Raw genomic sequence first — 16,469 nt, forward strand, 5'->3', positions numbered from 1 at the left:
GCGATGAACAAAAAGCTGATTCTCAGAAAGACAGAGAGATACGTGCGAGACAAGCTGGGAAAGGAAGGAACTGGCCACGACTGGTGGCATACTCACCGGGTGAGAAATACCGCCCTCTTCATAGCAAAGCGTGAGGGTGGAGATTTATTCATTGTGGAACTGGGAGCTCTCCTTCATGATATAGCCGATTACAAGTTTCACCGTGGCAATTCAAAAGTTGGTCCTTGGATGGCCTCGGAATGGCTTAGGTCTCTCGGTGCAGACGAGGAAACAATTAGCCACATCGGGCATATCATTAGGGAGGTCTCGTTTAAGGGGTCAGGAGTTAAATCCAGGATGCGAACGCTTGAGGGAAAAATCATTCAAGATGCGGACAGGCTTGATGCGATTGGCGCTATAGGGATTGCAAGGGCATTTGCCTATGGCGGATACAGGGGGAAACAATTGATATATGACCCCAATGGACGGGTCAAGAAACACTCAAGCTTCTACCAGTACAAACGCAGACCGGCTGCTTCCACTATCCATCATTTCTACGAGAAACTCCTTCTGTTAAAAGACCTTATGAATACCGAAACCGGAAGGAAACTAGCCCAGCGGCGTCATGCGTTCATGGAGAAGTACTTAAAGCAATTCTTTAATGAATGGGAGGGAAAGAAATAATGGTTCGATTTCATCATCACCAGTTAAAATCCGACCCGTTGGATGAAAACGCAGTCAGGACGTTTCAGACCCAATGGAATATCTATAGAAAGCTCGTGGATAACAACTATTTATCGCATCGGGAAGCATACGGTACCTTACACATCATTCTTAGCGATAAGATTAATTATCCTTTCAGCATTATAGACTTAGCCTGCGGCGACGCTCATAATACGGTTGAATGTCTTGGCGGGACGAAAGTGAATCATTACATCGGTATCGATTTATCCGAGGCGGCTCTGGAATTAGCCGAGCAGGCGGTTGATCGCTTGAACTGTAGAGTGGAATTGGAGGAGGCAGACTTTGTAAATTTTGAGGAGGTGCTTGACCAACCGGTTGATGTAATATGGATAGGCCTTTCCCTTCATCATCTTAGCGTTGCGGACAAGGCCAGGTTTATGGCTAAAGCAAGGAACGCCCTCAATAACGGAGGTCTCTTCCTGATCTATGAGCCTACTGGCTTGGAAGATGAAGATCGTCTTGGATATGTCAAACGGTTTGAGCAGATAAACGAAAAACTCTGGACTGCTCTAGCTCCGGAAGAGTGGGACGCTATTATAAAGCACGTGAGCGATTGTGATATTCCGGAGACTGTTTCTACCTGGGTTAAACTGGGACGGGAAGCAGGATTCATTCATTGCCAGGAGATGTTTCGCGACCCCACCGGTCTTTATTCGCTATTTCAATACCAAAAGGGTGATTAAGCTTGGACCGTCGTCCAGTCACTAAATCCCTCTTCCGGTCAGTGGATGAGAGTCCGCTCATGCTGAGCCTGTCGAAGCATGCACAACTGAAAAAAAATAGGGCTCTCCGACAGACCAGTTGTAGGGCTTGTTCCGACGGCTCGGAACGGGCGGATTGTTGAACCTGTAATTTCACTGCCTTAATCCTGCTACAAGTTTTACTTGCCTCTTTAACTCTTCTTTGGTAAGGGTGTAAATATCTAGAACCTTATTCGTAAAAACCAACCCTATATTATCAATGATTATTTTATCGCTTCCTTTTATCCAGTAAACGCAGACGATCAACTCAAAATTATTCGGGTCCTGGAACATGATGGAAACGTATCTATCGATGCCCGATATGAGAGGAACGTCGGAGACGATTTTAACCTCGATTGTGCCGAGATTATTGTACTCTTCGATTAGCTCCAGGAGGGCGGGTTCGATGACTGTCTCAAAGACCTCATTTGCTTTCTCGGTTAATTGCCATTCCAACTGGTCGCTCAAGATGATCTCCCCGGAGCTGATGCCTTTTCGGGAAATTTGCAAAGAGTTTAGCCTTATCTACAAGAACAGACAAGAATATCTATTCTACCGGTCGGATGTTTTGTCTGATTTTTATAAACCATTTTAGGGGCAGCTTAACGGCTCTTTGCATTCAATTGAAAATAGATATAAGCAGTTGAATTTCAAGCGCTTTGCTACGGGCGGCCCGCACTGAATACGATTTATGTAGGAACACGCCGCGGTGTGTTCCTACCCGGATTTTTTTCTCAATTAAGCCAAGTCTATAGCGTGCTTTTTCAGGTCCTCCAAAGATACTACTTCCAAGGCCGATTCATGCGTTGCGGCCAAAATAACCGGTGGGGCAACGCCCGCATCTAATGCTTCCTTCCAGCGGAGCGCGCATAAACACCACCTATCCCCGGACTTTAGTCCAGGAAAGTCATACTCGGGATTAGGCGTGCTTAAGTCATTTCCTCTCGCTTTTGAAAACTGCAAGAACTCCTCGGTGACCTCTGCACAGATAACGTGCAGACCCAGGTCCTGAGGACCGGTTCTACAGCAGCCGTCACGGTAAAAGCCGGTCATCGGTGATGTACAGCACGTCTCTAGTTTCCCGCCGAATACGTTCTTTTCTCCGGCCATAGCTATATTCCTCCGCCAATCCTAGAAATTAACGACTAAACAGGGGACATTTTGCTATAAATCTTCTAAGTTCATTATGAGGCCCGTCCCCACACTTTCATGATCCAGGGAATCGCTTCTTTAAGAGGCTCAACGAACCCATAGGCATCAAAATGAGTTACCCCTTCCACGATCCTGAATTCTATCGAAACCTTTTTCTCCCGGAGAAGTTTAACTGCCTTGTCCGTGTGTTCAAACGGGAATATCTCATCATTCCTGCCGTGTATGACGTAGATCGGTATAGACCAATTTATGCTGGCCGCTTCCTCAAGGGGTTTTGAGGAGATAGGTAACGCTCCGGCGAATTCTTTCTGATTCCTCGAAGCTATAAACCATGTTCCAAGACCGCCTAAGCTGTATCCGGTGAGTAGGGTTCTCTCCTTTTTTACTTTATATTGACTGGTGAGCCACCTGTGCAATTCCATTACCAATGATTCGCTTACCGGGTCATCCCAGCAGTCAGCGGGGCAGTCGGGTGCGGCTATGATTGCCCCTAACTCACCCAATGCCGGTATCCCCAGACCGGACAAAATCTCCCATCCCTTGAAAGGGTAAAAGGGTCCCTTCCAGTGGAGAAGCATTATCAATGCCGGCTCTTCACATTCGACAAAATTCTCCGGAATATAGATAGTAAAGCGTCTATCGCCTGAGAAGACCTGTTTATATATTCCAGGCTTGGTTAAAGGTTGATTCATAGGTGGAATAGATATTAACTCAACTGAAAAGGGTCGTAAATTGGTCCCTTCATTTTCTTGACTGGAAATCAGGTTCTTTTATATTCTCTCTGGGGTAAAGTAACGATTTCTAATGTATTGTTCTGGTCGAGTAATTATACTTAGCTTCCCTGCGCTAATGTATTTCGTAACGGCAAGGAAAAGAGCATCCAAAATTACAGCCTATTTTGACAGGAGATGAAACAAATGAGTGATTCGTTGAGACCGGGCTTAACCTTCGATTTCAACTTCACCATACCGGAAACCAAGACCGTCCCCTATCTCTATCCGGAATCCGAAGAGTTTCAACTGATGCCCAAGGTATTGGCTACCGGATTCATGATAGGCTTGATCGAATGGGCACGCATCAAATTCATAAATGGGTATATAGACTGGCCTAGGGAGCAAACGGTGGGTATTGAAGTGAAATTGAGTCACTCAGCGGCCACTCCGCCCGGACTGACGGTGAACGTGAAAGGAGAACTGGTTAAGGTAGAAGGGCGAAAGCTTACTTTTTCCATAGTTGCTACCGATGGTGTTGACGTTATCTCGGAAGGAACGCATGATAGATTCATCGTCGATGCCGAGAGATTCAGTTCTAAGGTAGAGAAGAAAAGAAATAAGAGTAATAGTTCAACCTAGTGTTATATATCTTTGATTGACGAGGAAGGCAATATAGCTTTGGGTGTTTATTAGTTTTGTTGTGACCGAATTATTCTCAAATGTTTTTTAAAGTGATATGGGCAAAAGCAAGAAAGAGAATCAGAAATTAGATGTTTCCTTCATCAAGGCGCTCACCTTTGATGTATTTGGAACCGTGGTTGACTGGCGCGGAACGATAATTCGCGAGTGTACGCTCATCGGTAAATCTAAGGGAATTAATCTAGACTGGGATAAATTTGCCGATGCCTGGCGGGCCGGCTACGCCCCGGCGATGAATCGCGTCAGGCAGGGAGATTTGCCCTGGGTGAATATTGATTCACTTCATCGTATGATCCTCGACCGGTTGCTCACGGATTTTAATATCGTTGGGCTCGACGAAAAGGAGAAAGACCACCTCAACCGGGTATGGCATCGATTAGAACCTTGGCCGGACTCTATCGCCGGATTAGAAAGACTTCGCAAAAGATTTATAGTGGCCACACTCTCGAACGGGAATGTTTCTCTACTGGTCAATCTGGCGAAAAACGCAGGTTTAACTTGGGACTGTATCCTTTCGGCGGAATTGGCTAGACATTATAAGCCGGATAAGGAGGTTTATCAGACGGCTGCCGACCTGTTGGGACTGCGACCGGAAGAGGTGATGATGGTGGCGGCCCATCCGGATGACCTGGAGGCTTCGAAGACGGTTGGATTTAAAACGGCTTTCGTCTCGCGGCCTCTGGAGTTTGGCCCGGGGCATGAACCGGTCAAGGTGTCTCAGTCCTCGGTTGATTTAATCGCTTCCGACTTCAACGACCTGGCGGATAAGCTTGGCGCTTAAGTGCATCGGGATGTTCTCAATCCGGTGCGACAGGGCTTGATTGCGTCGGTCAGAGCGGTAGATGCTGGCAAATTGAATTCAGCGAAATTGTTTACAAGGTATTTACATAACGTCACTTTATTGGTATCCGTTATATTGTAGGAACGCGCCGTGACCTGTTCCTATTGTGGATTCCCGCTAAATGAATGCGGGAATGACATCCTTCTATAATCCTAAATTAATAGTGTGCGGCGACGGTTATTAAAGCCAGAGACCAATTCACTTTCTCACTATAACCTCTCTCCATCTATTCTTGGGCAGATAGGATGTGAAGGAAGAGAAGCCATTAAATAGCTCTCCTATGTCGCTATTATGATAGACTTTAAACCTCTGAGTCGTGAGCGGCAAGGTTTCATACTTTATCTCACCCAGGCTTATAATCCTGTACCTGGTCAGTATATTAAAGGGTGTTGGGCTGGGCGGACGGAAGAGGGCTAGAGCCCATCCTTTTTCTTTTAAAACCCTCTTGGCTTTATTCAATAAAAGCTGTGCCTCTTTAAGATCAAAGTGGTCGAATATATCCCAGAATAGGAGTCCATCAAAGAAGTTATCCGGATATTCAAAATCGATTTGCACCTCATCTACGCTGATTTCTTCCGTATACCCCGAAGGTGTCCATGCCCGGATGTTGGCGTTTAGGATGTCCTTCACAAACACCTTGCACCCAAGATGGGTAAAAAACTGGATATTGGAATCGCTAATACATCCCAGGTCTAAGATGAGCGGCTTTGAAAAGAGTGTCACTTCTTTTACGAAGGTTTTGAGCGCAGCCGTTGAATGGACCGGTCCTTCTCTCTCTATGCCCTCTACTCTGGATATAGAAATCTCACTCATGGTAATTCATATTGCTCATTATTCGCTTGTCCTCTAAAACACCGGGCAACTAGCTTTCTTGATTTAACATGAGCACCCTGTTTGTCAATCTATCTGCAGTAGCTCGATGGAACCCGGTTATCATTCAGTTAGAATAAATTACTCCTCGCTCTTAACCACCTCTAGAAACTCTGTTGTTGGTTTATCCAGCCTTTTCTGCCCGTCTACTTCCATGTCTATACTGCCCTTGAAGAAAGCGCCGTCATCGATGATGAGCTTGGGAGAGGTAATGTCTCCCTTTAGGGCCCCTGAGGACTTAATCTCCAGTCTCTCCCGTGCAAACATATTCCCGACTACTTCGCCGTTTATGATTATCGTCTTAGCGTGTATTTCGCCGGATATTTTTCCGTTCTCTCCAACCGTCACCTGGTTTTCCCTGAGTTGAATTTCTCCTTCCACCCGGCCATCGATGATTAAATCCTGGTTTCCGGATATTTCCCCCTTTATGAAGATCGACTTTCCGATTTTTACTACCTCTCCTCTATTGTCCGGATTATTGAACCTCCGGACCTCGGGGGTGACGTGCGTCTCCTCAGCATGCTTAACTTCCAATTCCTTTGATTCCTTCTTCTTTTCCTTGTCCCACATATTCTCATCCTCCTTTTTTAGATTTACCGGCCGACCCTCTGCCGGTCTTCTCATATTTTATAATATTTCTGAGAAAAATGCAGGATGTGAATGTAGCAATTCTATAACATGTCTTTCTACACAATATATGGGTCTTATCCTCTGTTCGTAAAGGAAAATAATTTTGGGCACTTAGGTAGTACATATTGACTAAGTCTCTCGGTTTATGTACTTTCTGCCACGATACGGGATAGAATGCTGGCAGCCAGTATTTAAAACCGGTCCGGAGACAAGGGTGAGCCAGGTTAGAGTAAAAATGAAGCAGGTTGTAGATTGGAGGGCGACATTATGGGCCGGTTTGATTAGTGGAATTATTTTTCTGGCCATTAATATGGTTTTAACGGCAATGTATGTGGGCAGTCCCTGGGTTATCACACGCCTCATCGCTTCTATAGTAATGGGCGAGGGTGTTCTACCACCACCGGCCACTTTCGACCCGGTTGTATTTGCAGTGTCGATTCTGGTTAATTTTGTGCTGTCCATAATTTTTGCCTGCGTGATAGCCATCATCTTGCACCGTTGGGGATTGCTCGTGGGGATACTTGGGGGAGCGGTGTTTGGTCTCGCCTTGTATTTTATAAACTTTTATACCTTTACCCTCTTATTTCCCTGGTTTTTCCCCATGAGGAGCTGGATCATGGTGCTGAGCCATATCGTTTTCGGAGCTTGCGCCGGGGGGATCTATGAAGGGTTGGAAGTAGAGAGGTATAAACCGGTTGAGGAATGATGAGTGGAAAAGAACCGATAAATCATTCTTATTGTGAACTGAAGGATGCACAATGACAAATCCTAGTGCCTATTCCCGTCGAGTATCCGCTCAGGGTAAATCTTCTTCTTCGGACTGGACTGGAACATCCGGTAAGATAAGGGTCATCATTGCAATAATAATGGCGTTATTCGCGCTCATCTCCTATTTCGGCTCGAGCGTTTATAATCCGGTTACCGGCGAGAAGCAGTACATAAACATAACCGAAGAACAGGAAATAGCGTTAGGCCTTCAGGCTGCTCCGCAGATGGCACAAGAGTATGGCGGCTTACACCCAGACGAACGCGCACAGCAAATCGTGGATACAATAGGTAGAAAGCTCGTTTCGGAAAGTGACGCCTCCAAAACCAACTATCCCTTTGAGTTTCATCTTCTAGCTGATGGTCAGACCGTTAACGCATTTGCCTTACCCGGCGGACAGGTCTTCATCACTTCAGGCTTATTGAATAGACTAGAAACACAAGGGCAGTTGGCTGGCGTCTTAGGACACGAGATCGGGCACGTTGTAGCACGACACGGCGCCGAGCGTATAGCCAAGCAGCAGCTTACCGAGGGATTGACCGGCGCACTGGTGTTATCCACGTACGACCCGAACGACCCAAGCACTCAAAGGACAGCACAGGTGGCCATAGTGATCGGGCAATTGGTGAACATGAAATATGGCCGGGAGGATGAATTGCAATCCGACCAATTGGGAGTGCGTTTCATGTCCCAGGCTGGCTATGACCCGCGTGCTCTAATCGGTGTGATGAGGATTCTGGATGAAGCTTCGGGTGGCGCGCGTCAACCGGAATTTTTCAGCACCCACCCCAACCCGGAGAACCGCATTGAGATGATCCAGCGGGCAATTCAAGAGCAGTTCCCCAACGGCGTGCCTGGTGGGTTGGTACAGTGACTTACTTCCTGAATCAGTATATTGGCTCGGTGGGGATTTATTCTAGCTTATCTTACATGTAATGATATAATTAGAATTCCTGATAAAGCCTTCTTAATTTCTATAATTTAACGTCAGAACATGGGTGATAGGTTAAATAGGATTGTTGGTAAGTGTCACTGTGGCAACCTACGTTTTGATTTTGATACTCATATTAGAATAGAGAAGCTTAATATTCGTGCTTGCACTTGTTCTTTTTGCCAGACTCACGGAGCAAAATATGTTTCTGATCCGAACGGTTCGGTGAAAATTTCTGTCAAGAATTCGAGTAACCTAAACAGGTACCGGTTTAATCATAACACTGCCGACTTTCTGATTTGTAAAGTCTGCGGTGTCTACCTTGCTGCGCTAATAACGTTAGACGGAGCTCAGTACGCAACTCTCAATTTGCGCACTACTTCTTTTGGTGATAGAGGAGCTGTTTTGGTATCATACGATGACGAGACAATACAGGAGAGAATCAAACGGCAGCAGAAAAACTGGACACCAGTGTACGCCTTTATAATCCAGGATGCCTCTTAATATCCCGGCCTCTTCTCGCTAAAAAAACATGGGCTAAGCACAGCCGATATGGGCTAATTATAGACTAGGGAGAAATTAAAATGCCTGACCCACGGAGGTATTAACACAATGACGCAACCATCTTGGTTACAGTTCTTTCAACGCCAGTTCCCAAGTGCTAATATGGTGTTAATTCGAGGTGACCGTCCTATATTGGTAGATACCGGGTTTGGTAGTGACTTTCTTTTAACAGAGCGATTACTGCAAGAGGCGGACGTTCACCCAAAACGGCTTCATCTTGTGGTTAATACCCACTATCACAGTGACCATGTGGGAGGCAATAGTGAATTACTAAGGCGCTATGGTGTACAAACTGCCACCCACCGCTGGGAAGCAAGCCTGATCAACAATAGAGACCCAGAAGCATGCTGTGCTAAGTGGTTAGACCAACCTGTCGAACCTTACCAGGTGACCCGCTATTTGTCTGATGGAGAGGAAATTGACACCGGTAATTTAGGATTTCATGTACTACACACTCCCGGACACACGCTGGGACACATCGTTCTTTATGAACCCAAAGAGCAGGTTTTACTCTGTGGCGATGCCGTGCATGGAAACGACGTGGCATGGCTCAATCCCTTCAGGGAAGGAGTTGGCTCGCTTCAAAGAGCCATAGAGTCGCTCGACCGGCTGGCCAGGCTACGGATACGATTGGCCTATTCCGGTCACGGGCCTGCAATAGAGAATCCCTACGCAGCCATTGATGCTGCCCGGTATCGCTATGAGAAATGGCTAGATGACCCGCTAAAGGCAGCATGGCACGCCTGTAAGCGTATTTTCGCCTACGCACTCATTTTAAAGAATGGATTGCCAAAAAACGAAATAAGCCAATACTTGCTGAGTTGCCCGTGGTTCCAGGACTACAGCCGTCATGTATTCGGATTTGAACCACCTGACTTTATTGAACCTCTATTGAGCGAAATGTTGCGGTCTGGCGCAGCAAGATACGAAAAAGAGAAATTGGTAGCTCAGGTTCCCCATAACCCACCATCTGCGTCGTGGCGAGCGGGTATACCCTGGCCCCAGGATTGGCCCAAGAAGTCATGAATTAATGTCGGTATTTGCTGTTCAGTCAAAATGTTATAACATTCATCTCGTTTTACGAAATGTTGATCGATAAGGAGTTTATATGCAAACAGTAAAAGTTTCACCTAAGTATCAGGTGGTTATTCACCGCGAAATTCGTAAGCTGCTTGGCATTAAACCTGGTCAAGAAGTTCAGATTATCCAATACGAAAACCGCATCGAGTTGATTCCCCTTAAGTCGGTTAAGAAGATGCGTGGCTTTCTGAAGGGCATAGACACGACTGTAGAGCGAGACCAAGACGGAGTATGAATGTAGTTGATTCATCTGGATGGCTGGAATATTTTGCCGATGGGACGAACGTAAATTTTGTAGTTCTTTTGTGATCAAAATATAAATTGGGAAATTTTAAGTTTTACTCTACTTTCGTCTGCTATGGTAGAAGAGATATTTGTATTTAATTTTTCCATTCCTTGATTTAGAAGTATAATTTACACATATTCCTTACAATCAAAATTTCAACCATAAATCTTCACCTTAAAAGCTTGATTTCAAAAAATTCTCGTAAAGAATTTTATAACCCCGACTTTGGGAGCATGAATTGCCTTTAGACGCCTGGGTAGTGCTGGTAGTAATTATGTTAACGATCGGGTCTTTGATATTTACCCGAATAAGCCCGGACTTGATTCTGGTAGGGGCTCTAACGGTACTTCTTGCGGCCAGGGTTGTCTCTCCCACCGAGGCACTATCCGGTCTATCCAACCCCGGTCTGGCCACGGTGGGCGTGCTGTACGTGGTTGTGGCTGGACTTAGAGATACGGGCGCTGTTTCCGCAATAGGGCAGTGGCTGCTCGGCCGTCCGAAATCAATTATCGCTGCTCAGTTGCGGCTGATGTTGCCCATTGCCAGTATCAGCGCATTCCTCAACAACACCCCGATAGTGGCGATGATGGTCCCGGTAGTCGAAGAATGGTGTAAAAGAAATCAGTTTTCGCCCTCTAAGTTCATGATCCCTTTAAGCTATGCCACGATTTTTGGTGGCACGTGCTCGCTTATCGGTACCAGCACAAACCTTATTGTATATGGGTTGGTCCTGAAAGATACCGACCTTGGACGTATCGGTTTTTTCGAAATAGCTTTAGTCGGTATTCCTAGCGCGGTTTTGGGAATTTTGTATCTGCTCATAACCAGCAAATGGCTTCTCCCCGAGCGTAAGGGTCTCCTCCGGGAAGTAGAGGATCCTAGAGAGTATACGATCGAGATGCTTGTGGAGGAATCGAGCCCTCTTGTGGGCAAGACCATAGAGGAGGCCGGTCTTCGTCACTTGCCCGGGGCATATCTGGCGGAGATAGAGCGTGGAGATTCGGTTATCCCTTCCGTCGCTCCTACGGAGCGGCTCAAGGGTGGTGACCGGTTAATCTTCTTCGGAATAGTCGAATCCGTCGTTGACCTGGTAAAGATAAAGGGATTGGTTCCGGCTCCCGACCAGCTCTTCAAACTAAATACTCCCCGGGTAGAGCGAAGACTTATCGAGGCGGTTGTCTCGGATACGTGCCCGGCAGTAAGAAAGACCATCCGCGATGCCCGTTTTCGCTCGCGCTACGATGCTGTTGTGATTGCGGTTGCTAGAAATGGAGAAAGAGTGCGGGGTAAATTGGGTGACATTATACTCCGTCCTGGTGATACTCTTCTTCTCGAAGCTCGTCCCTCGTTTGTCGAACAGCATCGGAACTCCCGAGATTTTCTCCTGGTAAGCGCTATCGAGGATTCCGCTCCACCGCGGCACGATAGGGCAATTCTCTCCTTCGTGATCCTTGCTGCTATGGTTGCCGTCGCCGCATTTGAAATCCTTTCCATGTTAGAAGCAGCCATGATAGCAGCAGCCCTCATGATAATCACCCGATGTACCACTGGCTCTTCCGCTAGACAGAGCATTGACTGGTCGGTGCTGATTGTAATAGGGGCGGCTATCGGGGTAGGGCAGGCTCTAGAATCCACCGGGGCTGCCGGGCAAATAGCGAATTCATGGATAAGTCTAGCTGGCAATGACCCATGGCTGGCGCTGGTGGCGGTCTATTTTATCACCAGCGCTTTTACTGAGTTTATAACAAACAATGCCGCCGCCGTCCTGATTTTCCCGATTGCACAGGCTACTGCAGAAAGTCTTGGAGTGAGTTTTTCGCCGTTTGTCTTTGCCATCATGATGGCGGCTTCGGCGAGCTTCGCCACTCCCATCGGCTATCAGACAAATCTTATGGTCTATGGTCCAGGAGGCTACCGTTTTACGGATTACGTGCGTATAGGACTGCCGCTAAACATTTTGCTCGGTATAGCTGCGGTTTTAATCATCCCAATCTTCTGGCCTTTTTAATCCAAGGAGTCGAGCATGACTGAGAAACTAAAATACGTGCAGACGCCTCTTCTTGAAATAGCATATGAGGAAAAGGGTGACAGTAAGAATCTCCCTATCATGCTTGTACACGGGTTTCCGGACGACGTGCGAACTTGGGATGCCGTAGTAAGTGCGTTGGTTGAAGCCGGGTACAGAACTCTTACACCTTATCTCCGTGGATTTGGACCTACTCGTTTTCTCCACAAAGAAACACCACGTAGCGGCCAGCTTACCGCACTCGGACAGGATGTTATAGACTTTGCCGATGCTCTTGGAATTGGTAAGTTCATTCTAGTAGGCCATGATTGGGGTGCCCGTGCCGGATACGTTGTGTCTGCTGCCAGACCGGGGCGAGTACGTGGGCTTCTAGCAATTTCAGTCGGATACGGCACTAATAATCCGGGCCAGGTTATTTCATTCGCACAGGCAAGGGCCTACTGGTATCAATGGTATTTTGCAACTGATCGGGGACGTGTTGCAATCGAGTCCGACCGGAAGGGGTTTTGCCGTAAACTCTGGGAGACTTGGTCGCCCGGGTGGCATTTTAATGATGGGACCTTCGAGGAGACGGCAAAGTCATTCGATAATCCCGACTTCGTAGACATCGCCATACATTCTTATCGCCACCGGTGGGGTTATGCGCCTGGTGATCCATACTATAATACTCTCGAAGAACTGGTTGCCAATATCAAACTTATCACTGTACCCACTATAGTAATTCACGGAGAGGATGACGGTGCAACGCTGCCGGAAACATCCGCGGACAAGGAGAAATTCTTCACCAACTTTTACAAGAGGTATGTTCTTCCAAACGTCGGGCATTTTGTGCAGAGAGAAAATCCCGATTTCGTGGTGAAGGCGATTCTCGAACTGGTGAGGGGTTAAAATTTGCGATATAACACTCCCTTCAGGATGATATAATATATTTTGTTAGCCAATTATTGAAAACTGATTTTAAGTTTAAGCCGAAAACAATAAGAGGAGATTCAAATGATGTTGAAGATGATTCTGCCAGATCCGACCGATTTCAGCGGCCCGGCTGGTGAAGCGTTTAAGTAACTTTGTGCTTGAAGGAGATGGGGTTATTGCCTGAATCAACATCCTCATTTTTTGTCTCCGGATGAGGAGATTGGAATTACTTCCAACTTATCTTTGTGTTAAATTCTTTGGAGGCTAATTCGTGAATGAATCTACGCCAATTTAGCCCTGGTACGGTTTTCTTCGATTCTGAGTCCTGGAATCCAAATAAAATAGTAGTAGAGAATATTCCCGAGTCGAAAAATAGTGTAGACGCTTCTCCAATGTACAATGTGGTGTTGATAGACGACAACGACCACACCTATGAATACGTTATCGAGATGTTGATGAGGATATTCGGACACGACCGGGAGAGGGCCTTCCTGATGGCTCTTACCGTTGATTATATCGGAAGGGTTGTGGTGTTCACCGGAGAAAAAGAGGTGGCTGAGAATAAAAAGAACGAAATTCTCTCCTACGGCCCGGATTGGAGACTCGCTCGTAGCACGGGGTCAATGCTGGCAGTAGTGGAGCCAGTGGAATGAATTTGTGGAATTAAAATTTTGATAAATGAGAAAAAATTTTCTATTAGACTATAAATTCTCCTTCAAAACCCTCAGGAAATTTCCGCCCATGATTTTTCTGACACGCTCTTTGGAGTAGCCCTTTTTGAGAAAAAATTCTGCTATCTTGGGGAGGTCGGCCACGGTGCGGATATCCGCGGGGAAATCGCGTATGTCCCCACCGTCTAAATCGCTCCCGATACCGACGTGGTCTTCACCGCACAGGTTGACCATGTAATCGGCGTGGGCGAATATGTCTTCGAGGGATGGTTTTCCGCTCCCGGTTTTGAGAAATTTGTTGTACAACACGACTCCAATCACGCCGCCTCTATCCGAGATTGCCCGGAGCTGGTCGTCCCTCAAGTTTCTGGGATGGTCGGTAAGGCTTCGGGCGTTTGAATGGGAGGCAATGGGAACTAGACTGGTAAGCTCAATCGCTTTCCAGAAGCAACTTTCATTGAGATGGGATAAGTCCAGTATGATTCCCAACTCGTTCATTCGTTTAATGAGCTCTGCTCCTTCCTCTGTTAAACCGGAATCGGTGTTATGACCGGATGCGTAACGATTCCGGTCGTTCCAGGCGAGCCCGATTATTCTCACCCCTTTTTCATAAAAGTACTCTAATTTTTCCGGTCCTTCGATAGGGTCGGCCCCCTCCATCAAGGTAAGGAACCCTATTCTTGAATCTTTCTCCAGTCTTAGCGCGTCGCCGTAGTTTCGAATTTGCACTATATCGTCGCTATGTTCTTCGTACATCCGGTCGTATATTGATAATTGCCGGAGCGCGATTTCTGTCGTTTTATAGGGTTTATAATTGGGTGGGACAAACACGGTGTTGAATGCCAATCTGATACCTCCCTCTTTTAGCCAGGGAAGGGTGATCATGCAGGGGATAGTCGGGTTTATGAAATCTCTGTTGAAATAGCTAAGGTGATAAGCAATGTCCTCATGTGCATCTACGATGAAAAGATTATCCAACATTTTTGTATTTTAGCCACGAAGGCACTAAGGCGCTAAGATTAAAGAATAAATCTTTTAATACCATCTTTAATGAGTGGAATATTAAAATTGATGAGAAAACCTAGACGCTTACCTGTTAATTTTAAGTGACTCAGAATTTGGGCTTCCCATAAAAGGTTCATTTCGTCGACAGCCTTCAGTTCACAAATTACCTCATCCTCTACGAGAACGTCTAGTCTCAGACCTTCATTAAACACGATTCCGTCATAAATGATTGGAATATCAACTTGTCTTTGAAATGTTAAACCCCGTTTGGATAATTCATGGCAAAAGCACATTTCATAAACCTTTTCTAACAAGCCCGGCCCCAGTTTCCTATGCACGGTATAGGCAGAATCTACAATTTGTTGGGCTATCGATTCTTCACGTTCTGTTAAAGTTTTGAAACTCATAATTATGCGTACTTGCAGAGCCAAAATGGCCCAAATGCACTCAGGATTCGTAGATTAATTTATTAATATTTTATAGCTCATTTTTTTCTTGGTGTCTTAGTGGCAGAAACTAAGAATAAAATCCAACGCTGGCAAAGCTGACCACCGAGCCGGTGTCGGGCTCGAGAGCCTGGTCGTAATGGAGAAGCTTCCCTTTTTTAGCGTTTATGGTGGAAAGAAGTGCGTAGATGGGGGAGAGGCCGCATATCTTTCTCTGGTCCTTTTCCTCCTTAATAGAGTCGAAGAACCTTTCCGCATCGAGACTTTCTGCATGGGTAAGACTCACCAGGTCTCTTTCCTTAATCCACCTTAGAGTGGATTGGTTAACCGGGTTACGGTCGCCGAACTTTAGTCCGACATGGGCCAGGTCTGCACCGGCGATGACGAAAACTCTGTTTCCCAGTGTGGAGATTGCCTCTTCAATAACACCGAGGAAAGAGGAGACCCTCTGATCTTGTCGCGGCGAGTGCCTATTTTGTATCATTCCAGAGAAAGAGTTGCAGAGTATCGGCACGATCCTGAATCTCTTCTTTTCCCTGAAGAGATACTGGAGGAAAACTATTTGAAATTCGATTGAATGCTCCTGCCGGTGAAATATCTCTCCCTCAAAAAGGTTCCAGTTGCATTTGGCGATTAGTTCCTCTACAAACTCAGTGTCGGTTTCAACCTCTCCGAAAGGAGTCCTGAAGTTCTTTTTGGTTAGGATGAAGGGGTTTTGAACATCTGCGTAATGCGAAGTTCCGAAGATTATGAATGTGTCGGACTCGCAGGCGTTTGCCAATTCTCTATAGGCCAATGCATAAGAACGTCCGCCCCTCCTCAGGTCTATGTGTGGAGAAATTAATCCTCTGACCTCTCCCGGTTCAGAGTTTTTTGGATGAGACTCCTCGGCCTTTTCGAAGAAGCCGTCAAGCCATTTTTCAATTTCTCTAAGCTCAAGGGGATAAGAGAGTCCGGCATGGCTCGATTCCCTAACTCCGGAATTTTTGAATTCCTCCTCGAATTTTCCCCTAAAATCTTTGTAGTTTTCACTATCGAGAAATAGGGCCTCATCTAGTTGATCTATCAGTTTCTCTACCTCGTCCCGAAATACCAGGCGGCCAAATTGTCTCATGAAGCTTTCCTGAATGTCCAGGACGGTGTGTTTTCCGTCAAAGAGGCTGATTATATAAAGAGCTTCCGGAGGTAGAAAGACCATCTTCCCGCTCAGGTTCTGCGGGTCTCTCAAACATACTAGTCTCTGCCCCTCGACCTCGACCGGAAAGGCTTCTACATATCTTAGTTTAGGTTTATTCATGGGTTCAATTTTACCTAGTGGATAAGGTTCCAAAAAGGGTCAGGAATAAGCACGCCATAAATCGCAACTTGTTAAGAGTCTTGATAATTATATCTCTTTTTTGCGGCGGTGTCGCTT

General features: G+C 46.3%; 19 protein-coding genes. 11 read left to right on the forward strand and 8 right to left on the reverse strand.

The genetic code is table 11. The features are described 5' to 3' along the window. Positions 1 to 3: 3 nt before the first annotated feature. Positions 4 to 663 (forward strand): HD domain-containing protein, encoded by a 660-nt coding sequence (locus VNN20_07290; protein HWP91983.1) that lies wholly within the window; start codon positions 4 to 6, stop codon positions 661 to 663. Then, entirely contained in the window at positions 663 to 1,406 is a 744-nt protein-coding gene (locus VNN20_07295) for a class I SAM-dependent methyltransferase (GenBank protein ID HWP91984.1), read from the forward strand. The genes VNN20_07290 and VNN20_07295 overlap by 1 nt, the downstream gene beginning before the upstream one ends. 171 nt (positions 1,407 to 1,577) lie before the next feature. On the opposite strand, the gene VNN20_07300 is transcribed toward VNN20_07295, so the two are convergent. From VNN20_07300 to VNN20_07310, 3 genes are all read right to left on the reverse strand, one after another. Then, positions 1,578 to 1,931 carry a hypothetical protein gene (locus VNN20_07300; protein HWP91985.1) on the reverse strand — a complete coding sequence of 118 codons (354 nt, stop codon included), beginning with the start codon at positions 1,929 to 1,931 and terminating at the stop codon, positions 1,578 to 1,580. Positions 1,932 to 2,201: 270 nt separating this feature from the next. After that, the gene (locus VNN20_07305; protein HWP91986.1) at positions 2,202 to 2,573 is read right to left on the reverse strand and encodes a DUF2237 domain-containing protein; all 372 of its coding nucleotides are present in this window, start codon (positions 2,571 to 2,573) and stop codon (positions 2,202 to 2,204) included. Positions 2,574 to 2,647: 74 nt separating this feature from the next. Beyond that, the gene (locus VNN20_07310) at positions 2,648 to 3,307 is read right to left on the reverse strand and encodes a dienelactone hydrolase family protein (protein HWP91987.1); all 660 of its coding nucleotides are present in this window, start codon (positions 3,305 to 3,307) and stop codon (positions 2,648 to 2,650) included. 225 nt (positions 3,308 to 3,532) lie between these two features. Here VNN20_07310 and VNN20_07315 point away from each other — a divergent pair, with 225 nt between their 5' ends. Both VNN20_07315 and VNN20_07320 read left to right on the forward strand, forming a co-directional pair. Next, positions 3,533 to 3,967 (forward strand): thioesterase family protein, encoded by a 435-nt coding sequence (locus tag VNN20_07315; GenBank protein ID HWP91988.1) that lies wholly within the window; start codon positions 3,533 to 3,535, stop codon positions 3,965 to 3,967. A gap of 97 nt (positions 3,968 to 4,064) precedes the next feature. Continuing rightward, entirely contained in the window at positions 4,065 to 4,808 is a 744-nt protein-coding gene (locus tag VNN20_07320; GenBank protein ID HWP91989.1) for a haloacid dehalogenase type II, read from the forward strand. A 258-nt stretch (positions 4,809 to 5,066) separates the two neighbouring features. Here VNN20_07320 and VNN20_07325 read toward each other — a convergent pair whose 3' ends face one another. Together VNN20_07325 and VNN20_07330 are read right to left on the reverse strand one after the other, a co-directional pair. Next, entirely contained in the window at positions 5,067 to 5,681 is a 615-nt protein-coding gene (locus tag VNN20_07325) for a class I SAM-dependent methyltransferase (protein ID HWP91990.1), read from the reverse strand. Positions 5,682 to 5,819: 138 nt separating this feature from the next. Beyond that, positions 5,820 to 6,308 (reverse strand): polymer-forming cytoskeletal protein, encoded by a 489-nt coding sequence (locus VNN20_07330; GenBank protein ID HWP91991.1) that lies wholly within the window; start codon positions 6,306 to 6,308, stop codon positions 5,820 to 5,822. 274 nt (positions 6,309 to 6,582) lie between these two features. Between VNN20_07330 and VNN20_07335 the strand changes: the two genes are divergently transcribed. The 7 genes from VNN20_07335 (at position 6,583) to VNN20_07365 (ending at position 13,586) form a co-directional block, all read left to right on the forward strand. Next, a complete protein-coding gene (locus VNN20_07335; protein ID HWP91992.1) occupies positions 6,583 to 7,074 on the forward strand; it encodes a hypothetical protein in 492 nt (163 codons plus the stop codon). A 52-nt stretch (positions 7,075 to 7,126) separates the two neighbouring features. Continuing rightward, positions 7,127 to 8,008 (forward strand): M48 family metallopeptidase, encoded by an 882-nt coding sequence (locus tag VNN20_07340; protein HWP91993.1) that lies wholly within the window; start codon positions 7,127 to 7,129, stop codon positions 8,006 to 8,008. A gap of 669 nt (positions 8,009 to 8,677) precedes the next feature. Continuing rightward, positions 8,678 to 9,655, forward strand: coding sequence for an MBL fold metallo-hydrolase (locus tag VNN20_07345; protein ID HWP91994.1), 978 nt, complete (start codon positions 8,678 to 8,680; stop codon positions 9,653 to 9,655). Positions 9,656 to 9,737: 82 nt separating this feature from the next. Next, positions 9,738 to 9,944 carry an AbrB/MazE/SpoVT family DNA-binding domain-containing protein gene (locus VNN20_07350; GenBank protein ID HWP91995.1) on the forward strand — a complete coding sequence of 69 codons (207 nt, stop codon included), beginning with the start codon at positions 9,738 to 9,740 and terminating at the stop codon, positions 9,942 to 9,944. 289 nt (positions 9,945 to 10,233) lie between these two features. Next, positions 10,234 to 12,003: an SLC13 family permease gene (locus tag VNN20_07355; GenBank protein HWP91996.1), complete on the forward strand. Its 1,770-nt coding sequence runs from the start codon at positions 10,234 to 10,236 to the stop codon at positions 12,001 to 12,003. A 15-nt stretch (positions 12,004 to 12,018) separates the two neighbouring features. Further along, positions 12,019 to 12,909 carry an alpha/beta hydrolase gene (locus tag VNN20_07360; protein HWP91997.1) on the forward strand — a complete coding sequence of 297 codons (891 nt, stop codon included), beginning with the start codon at positions 12,019 to 12,021 and terminating at the stop codon, positions 12,907 to 12,909. A gap of 299 nt (positions 12,910 to 13,208) precedes the next feature. Beyond that, entirely contained in the window at positions 13,209 to 13,586 is a 378-nt protein-coding gene (locus VNN20_07365; protein HWP91998.1) for an ATP-dependent Clp protease adaptor ClpS, read from the forward strand. A gap of 48 nt (positions 13,587 to 13,634) precedes the next feature. Here VNN20_07365 and VNN20_07370 read toward each other — a convergent pair whose 3' ends face one another. The 3 genes from VNN20_07370 to amrB all read right to left on the reverse strand — a co-directional run bounded on the left by VNN20_07370 (position 13,635) and on the right by amrB (position 16,352). Continuing rightward, a complete protein-coding gene (locus VNN20_07370) occupies positions 13,635 to 14,585 on the reverse strand; it encodes a dipeptidase (protein HWP91999.1) in 951 nt (316 codons plus the stop codon). Between the two features lie 38 nt (positions 14,586 to 14,623). Then, positions 14,624 to 15,016, reverse strand: coding sequence for a GxxExxY protein (locus VNN20_07375; GenBank protein ID HWP92000.1), 393 nt, complete (start codon positions 15,014 to 15,016; stop codon positions 14,624 to 14,626). Between the two features lie 109 nt (positions 15,017 to 15,125). Then, positions 15,126 to 16,352, reverse strand: coding sequence for an AmmeMemoRadiSam system protein B (gene amrB, locus VNN20_07380; protein ID HWP92001.1), 1,227 nt, complete (start codon positions 16,350 to 16,352; stop codon positions 15,126 to 15,128). Positions 16,353 to 16,469: the final 117 nt, after the last annotated feature.

The sequence above is a fragment of the Thermodesulfobacteriota bacterium genome (assembly GCA_035559815.1).
Lineage (GTDB): Bacteria > Desulfobacterota_D > UBA1144 > Nemesobacterales > CSP1-2 > DATMAT01.

Excerpts from the sequence above, each read along its gene's own strand:
- VNN20_07340 (HWP91993.1), top strand. The coding sequence starts at position 7,127 with ATGACAAATCCTAGTGCCTATTCCCGTCGAGTATCCGCTCAGGGTAAA.
- VNN20_07295 (HWP91984.1), top strand. The coding sequence starts at position 663 with ATGGTTCGATTTCATCATCACCAGTTAAAATCCGACCCGTTGGATGAA.
- VNN20_07305 (HWP91986.1), bottom strand. The coding sequence starts at position 2,573 with ATGGCCGGAGAAAAGAACGTATTCGGCGGGAAACTAGAGACGTGCTGT.
- VNN20_07310 (HWP91987.1), bottom strand. The coding sequence starts at position 3,307 with ATGAATCAACCTTTAACCAAGCCTGGAATATATAAACAGGTCTTCTCA.
- VNN20_07375 (HWP92000.1), bottom strand. The coding sequence starts at position 15,016 with ATGAGTTTCAAAACTTTAACAGAACGTGAAGAATCGATAGCCCAACAA.
- VNN20_07325 (HWP91990.1), bottom strand. The coding sequence starts at position 5,681 with ATGAGTGAGATTTCTATATCCAGAGTAGAGGGCATAGAGAGAGAAGGA.
- VNN20_07330 (HWP91991.1), bottom strand. The coding sequence starts at position 6,308 with ATGTGGGACAAGGAAAAGAAGAAGGAATCAAAGGAATTGGAAGTTAAG.
- VNN20_07350 (HWP91995.1), top strand. The coding sequence starts at position 9,738 with ATGCAAACAGTAAAAGTTTCACCTAAGTATCAGGTGGTTATTCACCGC.
- VNN20_07365 (HWP91998.1), top strand. The coding sequence starts at position 13,209 with ATGAATCTACGCCAATTTAGCCCTGGTACGGTTTTCTTCGATTCTGAG.
- VNN20_07370 (HWP91999.1), bottom strand. The coding sequence starts at position 14,585 with ATGTTGGATAATCTTTTCATCGTAGATGCACATGAGGACATTGCTTAT.
- VNN20_07345 (HWP91994.1), top strand. The coding sequence starts at position 8,678 with ATGACGCAACCATCTTGGTTACAGTTCTTTCAACGCCAGTTCCCAAGT.
- amrB (HWP92001.1), bottom strand. The coding sequence starts at position 16,352 with ATGAATAAACCTAAACTAAGATATGTAGAAGCCTTTCCGGTCGAGGTC.
- VNN20_07360 (HWP91997.1), top strand. The coding sequence starts at position 12,019 with ATGACTGAGAAACTAAAATACGTGCAGACGCCTCTTCTTGAAATAGCA.
- VNN20_07315 (HWP91988.1), top strand. The coding sequence starts at position 3,533 with ATGAGTGATTCGTTGAGACCGGGCTTAACCTTCGATTTCAACTTCACC.
- VNN20_07290 (HWP91983.1), top strand. The coding sequence starts at position 4 with ATGAACAAAAAGCTGATTCTCAGAAAGACAGAGAGATACGTGCGAGAC.
- VNN20_07320 (HWP91989.1), top strand. The coding sequence starts at position 4,065 with ATGGGCAAAAGCAAGAAAGAGAATCAGAAATTAGATGTTTCCTTCATC.